A 12,386-nucleotide genomic window follows, 5' to 3' on the forward strand; every position below is an offset into this window, starting at 1 on the left:
TCGGCCTGGGCGGGCGCCCTGCGTGGTTACGCTCCGCTACCTCCTCCGGGCGCTGCTCGCTCAGGCCGAGCTCCCGCCCGATCAGCATCAACTGCACCTCCGTTGTGCCCTCGCCGATTTCCAGGATCTTGCTGTCCCGATAGTGCCTGGCGACCGCGTATTCGTTCATGAAGCCATACCCGCCGAAGATCTGCGTGGCGTCGCGAGAATTGTCCATCGCGGCCTCGCTGGCCACCAGTTTGGCGATGGACGCCTGCTTCTTGAACGGCTTGCCTGCCAGCATCAGCGCCGCGGCGTCATAGTAGGCCGTGCGGGCGGCGTGGGCCCGCGCTTCCATCCTGGCGATCTTGAAGGCAATCGCTTGGTTGCGGCCGATCACCTGGCCGAACGCCTCGCGCTCCTTGGCGTAGCGCACGCTCTCGTCCACACAGCCTTGCGCGGCGCCGACCGAGAGTGCGGCGATGGCGATGCGCCCCTCATCCAGGATGCGCAGGAAGTTGGCGTAGCCGCGGCCGCGCTCGCCGAGGAGATTCTCCTCGGGCACGCGCACGTCGGTGAAGCTGAGCGGATGGGTGTCCGACGCGTTCCAACCGACCTTGTTGTACGCGGGCTCGGCGACGAAGCCGGGAGTATCGGCGGGCACCAGGATGGTGGAGATCTCTTTCTTGCCGCCGGACTGCCCGGTCACCGCGGTCACCGTGACGAGCTCGGTGATGTCGGTGCCGGAATTGGTGATGAACTGCTTGCTGCCGTTGATGATCCACTCGCCGCTGTCGGCGACCGCCGTGGTCCTGGTGCCGCCCGCGTCGCTGCCCGCGCCCGACTCGGTGAGCCCGAACGCGGCAAGGGTGCGGCCGCTGGTCAGCCGCGGCAGCCATTCCTGTTTCTGCTTGTCGTTGCCGAACCGGTAGATCGGCATGGCGCCGAGGGAGACGCCCGCCTCCAGGGTGATGGCGACGCTCTGATCGACCTTGCCCAGTTCCTCCAGTGCGAGGCACAGCGCGAAGTAGTCGCCGCCCATACCGCCGTACTCCTCGGGGAACGGCAGGCCGAACAGCCCCATCTCGGCCATCCCCGCGACCACCTCGTAGGGGAAGGTGTGATTCGCGTCGTGCTCGGCGGCCACGGGAGCGACCACCGACCGCGCGAAGTCGCGCACTGTCAGTGCGAGATCGCGGTACTCCTGCGGCAGCGTGCCGGTGGACAGGAAGTCGGTCATAGGGGGATTCCTTTGTGCTCGGCGGATTGCGGTTCGGCGTGCGCGCCGATGACCCGCGCCAGCACCTGGTCGAGGCGCACTTGGGCGCCGGGCTCGACCAGCAGTTCGACGGTTCCGGTGACTGGCGCGGTGAGCGAGTGCTCCATCTTCATCGCCTCCACGATGACCACAGGAGCGCCTGCGGCGACGGTGGCGCCCGCGGCGACCGGCACCGCGATCACCGAACCGGGCATCGGGCTGCGGATCTCGGCGTCGCCCACGTGTTCGTCCCCGCCGCGCACATCGACCTCGGCGACCTCGCGCAGCACGGCGACGCCGGACGGTCCGGCCACCCAGAGGTGGCCGTCCTGCTCCGCGACGCGATATTCGCGCCGCAGGCCATGCCTGGTGAGTGTGAGCACACCGGTGTACGACTCGGTGCGTCCGGTGAAGGTCGCGGTGAGCGACGATATTTCGCCGTCGCCGATGCGAACCGTTCCGTTATCGGGCGTGCCGGACAGATAGACGTGCTCGACCCGATCGCCACCCGCGAGCCGGATCGGCGTAGGCGCGGCGGCCCCGATCCGCCACCCGGAAGGGACGTCCCAGGGATTGCCCTGCGTTCTGGGCCAGCGCCGCAGCCAGTGACAAGTGGCGGCGGCGACGAACTCGTCGTCGCCGACGGCGATGGGATGGAAGTCGGCCACCCGCCGGTCCAGCAGGCCGGTGTCCAGCCGTCCTTCGGCGACGTCGGGGTCGGCCAGCAGAAACCGCAGGAACTCGAGGTTGCTGGTCACCCCGAGCAACACCGTATCGGCCAGCGCCCGATCGAGTTTCGCGAGCGCGGCGGTCCGGTCTCCGGCGTGCGCGATGACCTTGGACAGCATCGGGTCGTAGTCGCTGCCGACCAGCGTGCCGACCCGCAGGCCCGAATCGACCCGCACACCTCGGCCTTCCGGCTCGGCCAGGTCGAGCACCGTGCCGCCGGTGGGCAGGAATCCGCGTCCTGGATCCTCGGCGTAGACCCTGGCCTCGATCGCGTGGCCGACCATGCGAATGTCGTCCTGCGCCACCGCGAGCTTCTGCCCGGCCGCCACGCGGATCTGGCATTCCACCAGGTCGACGCCGGTGACCAGCTCGGTCACCGGGTGCTCGACCTGCAGGCGGGTGTTCATCTCCATGAAGAAGAACTCGTCGGGCCGGTCGGCGGAAACGATGAACTCTACGGTGCCCGCGCCAACGTAGTCCACGCTGCGCGCGGTGTTGCAGGCGGCGGCGCCGATCCTGGCTCTGGTGTCGGCGTCGAGCAGTGGCGAGGGGGCCTCCTCGATCACCTTCTGGTGGCGGCGCTGCAGGCTGCATTCGCGCTCGCCCAGGTGCAGGACGTTGCCGAACTGGTCGGCGAGGATCTGCACCTCGATGTGCCGGGGTCGGGTGACGAAGCGCTCCAGAAACAGCGTGTCGTCACCGAACGCTGCCGCGGCCTCGCGCCGTGCGCTGACCAGCGCGTCCGGCAGCCGTTCCGGGCCGTCCACCCGGCGCATGCCTTTGCCTCCGCCGCCGGCGGAGGGCTTGACCAGCACCGGATATCCGACTTCCGTGGCCGCGGCGATCAGCTCGTCGTCGGTCAGCCCTGGCTTCGCGATGCCGGGCACCACGGGGACACCGAACGAGGCGACGGTGTTCTTCGCGGCGATCTTGTCGCCCATCACCTCGATCGCCCGCGTGGGCGGGCCGAGGAAGACGATGCCCGCCTCGGCCAGCGCGGCGGCGAAAGCGGCGTTCTCGGAGAGGAATCCGTAGCCGGGATGCACCGCCTGCGCACCGGTCCGTGTGGCGGCCGCGACCACCTTGTCGATGGCGAGGTAGCTCGCTCTGGCGGGCGCGGGGCCCAAGCGCACCGCGGTGTCGGCCTCATGGACGTGTCTGGCGTCGGTGTCGGCGTCGCTGTAGACGGCCACCGAACGAATACCCATGGCATGCAGCGTGCGGATCACGCGTACCGCGATCTCGCCGCGGTTGGCGACGAGCACGGTGTCGAATTCGACCGGAACGGAGTTGTTCAGCATCGCGATCACATCCGGAATACGCCGTAGGAAACGGGTTCGAGCGGCGCCTGCGCACACACCGAAAGGGCAAGTCCGAGTACGGTTCTGGTGTCAGCGGGGTCGATCACACCGTCGTCCCAGAGGCGGGCGGTCGAGTAGTAGGGGTTGCCCTGGCTCTCGTACTGCTCCCGGATCTGCGCCTTGAACGCCTCCGCGTCGGCGTCTGATTTCTCCCTACCCCCACCCGGGCGGGACCAGGGCTGTCCGCTGCTGTCGAGCCGATCACCGCGCACCGTCGACAGCACCGAGGCCGCCTGCTCGCCGCCCATCACCGAGATTCTGGCGTTGGGCCACATCCACAGGAACCGCGGCGAATACGCGCGCCCGCACATCGAGTAATTGCCCGCGCCGTAGGAACCGCCGATCACCACGGTCAGCTTCGGTACCCGCGCGCAGGCCACTGCGGTGACCATCTTGGCGCCGTGCTTCGCGATGCCGCCCGCTTCGTAGTCGCGGCCGACCATGAACCCGGTGATGTTCTGCAGGAACAGCAGCGGGATTTTTCGCTTGTCGCACAGCTCGATGAAATGCGCGCCTTTCATGGCAGATTCGCTGAACAGCACGCCGTTGTTGGCGACGATGCCCACGGGATGCCCGTGGATGCGCGCGAAGCCGGTGACCAGAGTCTTGCCGTATTCGGCCTTGAACTCGTGGAAACCGCTCTCGGCGTCACCACTTCCGTCGACCAGGCGGAGGATGACCTCGCGCACGTCATAGGGTGTGCGCAAATCGACCGGAACGATGTCGTACAGCTCGGATTCCGGCGCGGCGGGCGGGGCGGTGGGCAGCACCTCCCATGGACTCGGCGGGCGCGGCCCGAGCGTGGCCACGATACGGCGCACGATGCGCAGCGCATCCTGATCGTCCTCGGCCAGGTGGTCGGTGACACCCGATGTACGCGAGTGCAATTCGCCGCCGCCCAGCTCCTCGGCGGTGACCACCTCGCCGGTCGCCGCCTTCACCAGCGGCGGGCCACCGAGGAAGATGGTGCCCTGGTTGCGCACGATCACGGCCTCGTCGCTCATCGCGGGCACGTAGGCGCCACCGGCGGTGCACGAGCCGAGCACCGCGGCGATCTGCGGAATCCCTGTGGCGCTCATGGTCGCCTGGTTGTAGAAAATGCGCCCGAAATGCTCCCGGTCGGGGAACACCTCGTCTTGGCGCGGCAGATACGCTCCCCCGGAATCGACCAGGTACAGGCAGGGCAGCCGGTTCTGTAGCGCGATCTCCTGCGCGCGCAGATGCTTCTTCACCGTCATGGGGTAGTAGGTGCCGCCCTTGACCGTGGCGTCGTTGGCCACGATCACGCATTCGCGGCCGGACACTCGCCCGATCCCGGTGATGATCCCGGCGCCCGGGGACTCGTCGCCGTACATCCCGGTCGCGGCCAGCGGGGAGAGTTCGAGGAACGGGCTGCCCGGGTCGAGCAGTTGGTCGACCCGCTGCCTGGGCAGCAGCTTGCCCCGTGCGACGTGGCGATCGCGCGCCTTCGCGGGCCCACCGAGCGCCGCTGCGGCCAGCCGGGCGCGCAGGTCGTCGGCCAGTGCCGCGTGCGCGGCGCGGAGCTCGGCGGCCTCTTCGGTAACGGTCATCACACCATCCTGCCATCCAGTTAGTCGCCGATAACTGGAATTCAGGTTAGTCTTGATTAACTGAGATGTCCAGATCGGGCGAAAGGAGCGCATGTGACCAGCGCCGACCCTATTGCGCTCACTCGTCGCGAGCAGTTGAAAGCGCAGCGCCGTGCGCAATTGCTGGAGGCAGGAGCCCGGCTCATCGCCGACCGCGGCTTCTTCGGCATGCGCCTCGACGACCTCGGCGCCGCCGTCGGAATCAGCGGCCCGGCCGTCTATCGGCACTTCCCGAACAAGGAGGCGCTGCTGATCGAACTGCTCGTCGGGGTCAGTCAGCGGCTGCTCGCCGGCGGTAAGGCGGTGGTCGCGGCGACCGAATCCGCGGGGGACGCGTTGGCCGGGCTGGTCGACCACCACCTGGACTTCGCGCTCGGCGAGCCGGAGCTGATCCGCATCCAGGACCGCGACCTGGACAATGTGCCTGCCTCCGCCCGCCGCGAGATTCGCCGCACCCAGCGACAGTACGTGGAGATCTGGGTCGCGGTATTGCGCGAGCTGCACCAAGACCTACCCGAGGAGACGGCGCGGGTGCAGGCCCACGCCGCCTTCGGCCTGATCAACTCCACACCGCACAGCGCGACAATGGCGAACGCCGTCCGTGCTCGCCCGGTGCTGCGCAGCATGGCGCTGGCCGCCCTCGGATGAGCGCGCCCTCATCGCGCGCTCCAACCGCCGTCCATCGTGTAGGAGGTGCCGGTGACCATGCCGGCCCACGGCGACGCGAGCCAGCCCACCAGTGCCGCGACCTCCTCCGGCTCGACGAGGCGCTTGATAGCGCTCTCGGTGAGCAGGATCTTCTCCAGCACCTCCTGCTCGGCGATGCCGTGCGCGACGGCCTGGTCGGCGATCTGCTTGTCCACCAACGGCGTTCGGACGTATCCGGGACTGACGCAGTTGCTCGTCACGCCGTGGCGGCCACCTTCCAGCGCGGTCACCTTCGACAGCCCCTCGAGCCCGTGCTTGGCCGTCACGTATGCGACCTTGTACTCCGAGGCCCGTAGGCCGTGCACCGAGGAGATGTTGACGATCCGACCGAAGCCCTGCCGATACATGTGCGGCAGGGCCGCGCGTACCAGCAGGAACGGCGCCTCGACCATCAGCGTGAGCAATTCGCGGAACCGGCGCGGCGCGAAGTCTTCGATCGGGCTGATGTGCTGCACCCCGGCGTTGTTAACCAAGATGTCGGTCTCCAGCTCCAGCGATTCCAGTGCATCGACGTCGAGCAGGTCCACCGCCCAGGACTTTCCGCCCAGCTCGCGGGCGACGGCTTTGGCGCCGACATCGTCGATGTCGGCGACGGTGACCTGGGCGCCACGTGCCGCCAGCTCCCGCGCGCATGCCGCGCCTATGCCGCTCGCGCCGCCGGTGACCAGGGCCGAACGCCCGTCGAGGTCGCTCATCGCACCGACACCGTGGCGGGGTGTCCGCCGAGGCTTGCGGCGTCCGCGAGGTCGACGCTTTCCAAGGTCAGTCCTTTCGTTTCCTTGGCCATGAGCACCGCGATCGCGGTGACCGCGGCCGCGCCCGCCAGGTACCAGGCGATCGGCACCGCGGAGTGGTAGGTGTTGAGGAGTCGGACAGCGATGATCGGGGCCAGCGACCCGGCCACGATAGAGGTGACCTGATAGCCCAGGGACACACCGGAATAGCGCATCCGGGTGGGGAACATCTCCGCCATGATCGCGGGCTGTCCCGCGTACATCAGCGCGTGGAAGACCAAGCCGATGATGATGGCGGACAGGATGATCACGTTGTGGCCGCTGTCCATCATCGGAAAGGCGAAGAAGCCCCAGGTGCCCGCGGCCAGCGCCCCGACGAAGTAGACCGGTCGTCTGCCGAAGCGGTCGGACATTTTGCCCGCGAGTGGGACCATCACGAAGTGCACCGCGTGCGCGGCGAGCAGCCACCACAGGATCACCTGGGTGTTCACGTGTACCTGCACCTTGAGGTAGGTGATGGTGAAGGTGACCACTAGGTAGTACATGACGTTCTCGCCGAAGCGCAGCCCCATGGCGGTGAGCACGCCGCGCGGATAGCGGCGCAGCACCTCGACGACGCTGAGCGAGGTCGCCTTGATCTGCTCGGCCTCCCGCTGCGCGGCGACGAAAATGGGCGCGTCGGTGATCTTCGTGCGGATGTAATAGCCGACCAGCACCACTACCGCGGAGAGCCAGAACGCCACCCGCCAGCCCCAGCTGAGGAATGCCGCGTCCGAGAGCGTCGAGGTGAGCACGAGCAACACCATCGTCGCCAGCAGGTTGCCGGCGGGCACGCCCGCCTGCGGCCAGCTCGCCCAGAAGCCCCGGCTTCGGCTCGGACTGTGTTCGGCCACCAGCAGGACCGCGCCGCCCCATTCCCCGCCGACCGCGAAACCCTGGATGAAGCGCAGCAAGACCAGCAGCGCGGGCGCCCAGTAGCCGATCTGCGCGAAGGTCGGCAGACAGCCCATCAGAAACGTCGCTGCGCCCACCAGCACCAGGCTGAACTGCAGCAACTTCTTGCGGCCGTACTTGTCGCCGAAGTGCCCGAAGACGACGCCGCCCAGTGGGCGCGCGGCGAAACCGACGGCGTAGGTCACGAAGGCGGCGAGGATGGCGTCCAGATCGCTGGTGTCCTTCGCGAAGAAGACCTTGCTGAACACCAGCGTGGCGGCGGTGCCGTAGAGGAAGAACTCATACCATTCGACGACCGTGCCCGCCATCGACGCGGCCACCACCCGCTTCAGGCCGTTCGTCGTACCGCCGGGGTCCTCGCCCCTCGGAAATTCCGCGTTCGGCCCGCGGCTGTCGGCGCTCCTCATCGAACTCTCCTTCGTGCCGGGGGTCGCACATCGGGTCGCGATGTGACGACCCCCACAATCTCTGGCTGAACAGAGTATTCGTGCAGATGAAATACGCCGCAATGACCAGTAATGCAGTGTGCATCTGCAAAGATGCAGGTATGCGCCCGGCCTCCGCTGGTCGTCCCAGCGCGGATGACCTACTTGTCCTCCTGGCGGTCGGGCGTTCCGGCCGATTCGTCACGGCCGCAGAAGAACTCGGTATCAACCACACGACGATCTCGCGGCGCATAGCGGCGCTGGAGCAGACCCTTGGCGGCCGGGTGCTCACCCGGGTAACCGGTGGCTGGGAACTGACCGATCTCGGCAAGGAGGCGCTGGCCGCGGCCGAGGCGGTGGAGTCGGCCGTGAAATCCCTTACCGCCGACGCGGGTGGTGACCGGCTGCTGGAGGGGGTGGTCCGGATCTCGGCGACCGACGGATTCAGCGCCTACATCGCCGCGCCCGCGGCCGCCGAGGTGCAGCGGCGACATCCGAAGATCGCGGTCGAGATCGTGGCGACGACCAGGCGCGCGTCGCAACAGCGCTCGGGACTCGACCTCGAGGTGGTAGTCGGGGAGCCGCAGGTGCATCGCGCGACCGCCACACGACTGGCCGACTACTCTCTCGGCCTCTACGGCTCGCGCGAATACCTGCGCGAACACGGCACTCCGGCAACGATCGACAACCTGGCCGAGCATCCGCTGGTGTACTTCATCGATTCCATGCTCCAGGTCGACGACCTCGACCTGGCCTCCAGCTTCGTACCAGCGATGCGCGAATCCGTCACCTCCACCAATGTTTTCGTGCACGTGGAGGCGACCCGCGCGTCCGCGGGTCTCGGCCTGCTGCCATGCTTCATGGCCGACCGGCATCCCGACCTCGTCCGCGTACTCGCCGACTCGGTAACGGTCACCCTCGGCTACTGGCTGGTCGCCAGGAAGGAAACCCTCCGCCGCCCCGAGGTGTCCGCCGTCGTGGACGCCATCCACGCCGTGGTCGCGGACCTGCGCCCCACCCTCCTCGGCCGCCACGGCTGACGCGGATTCGAGACCTGCGCTGCCCGGCTCGGCCGGTGCCTCATGGCGTCACGGTTGGTTGCCACGTTCGGCTGCATCGATTGTGATACAGATCACATTCTGCGGCGCGGCAAGTGCGGTGGCGGCCACTGGCAACCTCGGCGAATGCACGGCAATGCTCCGATTATGGTGTTCTCATACTCGCTAGCGCTGCTCTCTCGTGGTCGAAATCCCAAAGCATACAATCCGACTGACCTATCCGCATTTCTCATGGTAGGGAACATTTACCAGCAGTGGGGAGTTGCATACTTATCTGCATGAGGTACGAACCGGAGCTTGTGAGCCACTGTAGATAGTCGATCAGCCAGATGTTTCTCCGCATCGCTGCCGGGCGTTGGCGGAGGCGTAATTCTGTCTTCGTTTCCGGCGTCATATCGACTTCAGTGTTCCGGCTTCAAGCGGAGGAACCCGTGCAGCCACACGTGACCGTGAACTATCGGGTAAGCGGCGTCGACGTTCCGTATACCGAATGTATCGACCACGGTATCACTGTTGTTGCCTACGTATACGCGAGCAGGGCGCTCGGGGGTATGCCTAAGTGTGCGACGGCCGCTGTCGCGGTCCCTGGCGACATAAATCTCGTGCAGGCCGCGGTGCGCGACCCGGCGGCCCGGTTCGCGGCGCTGGAACGCATTGTCGTAGGGCGTGAATCCGACCTCATGGCGGTCGCCGAGTTGCGCGCGGAGTCGGACATCCCGGGTGATCGACCACAATATTTCACGCGGTTTCGATGCAAATCATCTATGGTCGGCGCAATCGCCGCGCGGAATGTTTCCTTACCCGCGTTTCGTGATTCTCCCGATGTGCGTGCGGTCATGGAATTCGCCACGACCAACGGATTCCCGATCATCATCGGACCGCGACTGGGCGCCTGCGGTGGGGACGCTGTGAATTCGAATTCCGAAGCGGATGCGCCGGAATTGTCGAACTGCTGTCCCCGGTTGTCGGCGTCTGGAACGAATAGGCCCGCCATAAGTATGTGTTCGCCCCGGCGCAGTGAAGCCGGGAATCGAATTCTGCTGCGAAGAACTCGACCACGCAGCGGGATGCGCTTCGGATATTTGCACGAAAGGAAACCACGATCGACATGGAACCAACGATCGATGTTCGCCTAACCGAAGCGGACCTGCGAGACGCGCTGTGCACGGACGTGCTGCTCGGGTTGTCGGGACGACGAAAATGGCTGCCCTCCAAGTGGTTCTACGATGGGCAGGGCAGCAAACTGTTCGAGGCGATCACCGAACTGCCCGAGTACTACCCGACACGGACCGAGCGCGCGCTGCTGCGCGCCGGCGCGGACGAGATCGCGATCGCGGCGTCCGGTGCCGCGGAGCTGGTCGAACTCGGCTCGGGTTCATCGGAGAAGACTCGCCTGCTGCTGAGTTCGCTGAGCGAGCGCGGATCGTTGCGCTCATATGTGCCACTGGATGTCTCCGAGTTCGCTTTGCGGGCCGCCGTGGGATGGATCAACGAAGAATTCCCGCGGCTGGAGATCCATGGAGTGGTCGGTGATTTCATGAGCAGACTGGATTCCCTCCCGCGCTGTGGCCCACGGATCGTCGTGCTGCTCGGCGGCACACTCGGCAATCTGGTACCGGCGGAGCGGGCCGAATTCTTCGGGCGTATGTACGACGTCCTCGAGCCAGGGGAACAGCTGATGCTGGGCGTGGGCTTGGTGACCGATCCGGCCGTCATGGTGCCCGCCTACGATGATGCCGCCGGCGTGACCGCCGAGTTCAACCGAAACATCCTGCAGGTGGTGAACAACCGACTCGGCGCGGACTTCGAACCCGACCGGTTCGCGCACGTAGCGGTGTGGGATGCCGACAACGAGTGGATCGAGATGCGGCTGGAGGCGACGGCCGACATGACGGTCACCATCGCGGACCTGGATCTCGTGATCGAATTCGCCGCCGGTGAGCAGATGCGCACCGAGATCTCGGCGAAGTTCCGGTTGACGCCGTTCCATGGCGAACTCGCGGCGGCCGGTTTCCGACCGCAGCGATGCTGGACCGATCCCGCCGATCGTTTCGCTGTGGTGATCGCAAGAAGATGAGTGACGTCATTGCGGCGACCGGGGCGACGCCTGCCGAGCGTCCCCGGTTGCGATCGAGTGCCGGACGGAGGATCGTCGCGGCGACCGTGCTCGGTTCGGCGGTGGTGTCGTTCGATGCCACGGTGGTCAATATCGCCGCGCCACACATCGGTTCGGGTCTCGGCGCCGATGTGGTGGACCTGCAGTGGGTGGTGAGCGGCTATACCCTCGCCTTGGCGTCGCTGATCCTGGTGGGTGGCGCGTTGGGCGACCGGTTCGGTCGTCGTGCGGTCTTCATCTGGGGCAGTGTGGGTTTTGCGCTGGCGTCGGCGTGGTGTGGTGCTGCGTCGGATGTCGGGATGCTGGTGGCGGCGCGGGTGGTGCAGGGAGTCGCGGGTGCGTTGATCACACCCGGCAGTCTGGCGCTGATCTCGGCGTCGATCGATCCGCGCGATCAGGGGGCGGCGATCGGAATGTGGTCGGGTCTGGGGGGAGTGGCGGGCGCGATCGGGCCGATCGCCGGCGGATGGCTGGTGGAGCTGGCGGGGTGGCGCTCGGTGTTTCTGATCAATGTTCCGCTGGCCGTGGCCGTGGCCGTCATCTCGGTGCGATGTGTTCCGGAATCCCGGGATCCGCATGCGCCCCCGCGGCTGGACGCGCTCGGAACCGCCGCAATCGTCACGGGATTGGGGATGCTGACCTACGGGTTGATCGCTGCGCGGGTATGGATGGAGCTAGTCGGTGTGGCGCTGCTCGCCGTGTTCGTCGTCGTGCAGATCCGCAGCCGTCACCCGCTGGTTCCGCCGGCGCTGTTCAGCTCGCGTGTGTTCACCACGGTCAATCTGGTGACGTTTCCGGTGTATGCCGCCCTGGGATGTGTGCTGTTCCTGCTGCTGTTCCAGTTGCAGGTCGTCGCGGGGTATTCACCCCTCGAGGCAGGGACGGCGACGATGCCGATCACCGCGATCATGTTGGTGTCGTCGACCTGGGTGGGGCAGTGGGCACAGCGGCACGGTGCGCGCGTGCCGATGACGATCGGGCTGCTGCTGGCCGGCGCGGGATCGGTCCTACTGGCCCAGATCGATACGCATGCGTCCTATTCGACCGCGGTGCTGCCCGGCGTCGTTCTCTTCGGCGCGGGCATGGCTGTGTTCGTGGCTCCGCTGACCGAATCCGTATTCGCCGCGGTGCCAACCGAAGAAGCCGGGATCGCCTCCGGTGTCAACAATGCGATCGCCCGCATCGCCCAGTTGCTCGCCATCGCCGCTATCCCCAGCCTCGTGGGAATCTCCCGAGCGCCCCTCACCGACGCCATCGCCTTCGGTGCCGGTTACCGCGCGGCCATGTGGATCTGTATCGGCCTGTTCGGTACCGGCGCGGTCCTCGCCGCTGCACTCATGCCGCAGCCGCGGCATATCGGCGGCAAGACATCATGGCCGCGATCGCGCGGCGCGAGTGCATTCCGGCTGTCGCAGTGACCTGAGGTGATGCCCGCGCGACATGCGCTGTCGATG

General features: G+C 66.9%; 8 protein-coding genes and 1 pseudogene. 4 read left to right on the forward strand and 5 right to left on the reverse strand.

Going from position 1 to position 12,386, the window contains the following annotated elements; genetic code table 11:
- Window positions 1-61: 61 nt before the first annotated feature.
- The 3 genes and pseudogenes from AB0H00_RS26685 to AB0H00_RS26695 all read right to left on the reverse strand — a co-directional run.
- A pseudogene (locus AB0H00_RS26685) lies at window positions 62-1,219 on the reverse strand (acyl-CoA dehydrogenase family protein); the annotation flags it as partial.
- The gene (locus AB0H00_RS26690) at window positions 1,216-3,267 is read right to left on the reverse strand and encodes an acetyl/propionyl/methylcrotonyl-CoA carboxylase subunit alpha (RefSeq protein WP_357271543.1); all 2,052 of its coding nucleotides are present in this window, start codon (window positions 3,265-3,267) and stop codon (window positions 1,216-1,218) included. The gene AB0H00_RS26690 and the pseudogene AB0H00_RS26685, both read right to left, overlap by 4 nt.
- Before the next feature lie 5 nt (window positions 3,268-3,272).
- Entirely contained in the window at window positions 3,273-4,898 is a 1,626-nt protein-coding gene (locus tag AB0H00_RS26695) for a carboxyl transferase domain-containing protein (protein ID WP_357271546.1), read from the reverse strand.
- A 93-nt stretch (window positions 4,899-4,991) separates the two neighbouring features.
- On the opposite strand from AB0H00_RS26695, the gene AB0H00_RS26700 reads away from it, so the two are divergent.
- Entirely contained in the window at window positions 4,992-5,585 is a 594-nt protein-coding gene (locus AB0H00_RS26700; RefSeq protein ID WP_357271549.1) for a TetR/AcrR family transcriptional regulator, read from the forward strand.
- Between the two features lie 8 nt (window positions 5,586-5,593).
- Here AB0H00_RS26700 and AB0H00_RS26705 read toward each other — a convergent pair whose 3' ends face one another.
- A complete protein-coding gene (locus AB0H00_RS26705; RefSeq protein WP_357271552.1) occupies window positions 5,594-6,340 on the reverse strand; it encodes a 3-hydroxybutyrate dehydrogenase in 747 nt (248 codons plus the stop codon).
- Window positions 6,337-7,740, reverse strand: coding sequence for an MFS transporter (locus AB0H00_RS26710; RefSeq protein WP_357271555.1), 1,404 nt, complete (start codon window positions 7,738-7,740; stop codon window positions 6,337-6,339). The genes AB0H00_RS26705 and AB0H00_RS26710 overlap by 4 nt, the downstream gene beginning before the upstream one ends.
- Window positions 7,741-7,841: 101 nt before the next feature.
- Between AB0H00_RS26710 and AB0H00_RS26715 the strand changes: the two genes are divergently transcribed.
- The 3 genes from AB0H00_RS26715 to AB0H00_RS26725 all read left to right on the forward strand — a co-directional run bounded on the left by AB0H00_RS26715 (window position 7,842) and on the right by AB0H00_RS26725 (window position 12,350).
- Complete coding sequence (locus AB0H00_RS26715) at window positions 7,842-8,798, forward strand: LysR family transcriptional regulator (protein ID WP_357271558.1); 957 nt, start codon at window positions 7,842-7,844, stop codon at window positions 8,796-8,798.
- Window positions 8,799-9,918: 1,120 nt separating this feature from the next.
- Window positions 9,919-10,893, forward strand: a complete 975-nt coding sequence (gene egtD / locus AB0H00_RS26720; protein ID WP_357271613.1) for an L-histidine N(alpha)-methyltransferase — start codon at window positions 9,919-9,921, stop codon at window positions 10,891-10,893.
- Entirely contained in the window at window positions 10,890-12,350 is a 1,461-nt protein-coding gene (locus tag AB0H00_RS26725) for an MFS transporter (RefSeq protein WP_357271561.1), read from the forward strand. The genes egtD and AB0H00_RS26725 overlap by 4 nt, the downstream gene beginning before the upstream one ends.
- The last annotated feature ends 36 nt before the right edge of the window (window positions 12,351-12,386 follow it).

The organism is Nocardia sp. NPDC023852, assembly GCF_040639505.1.
In the GTDB taxonomy this organism is placed as follows: Bacteria; Actinomycetota; Actinomycetes; order Mycobacteriales; family Mycobacteriaceae; genus Nocardia.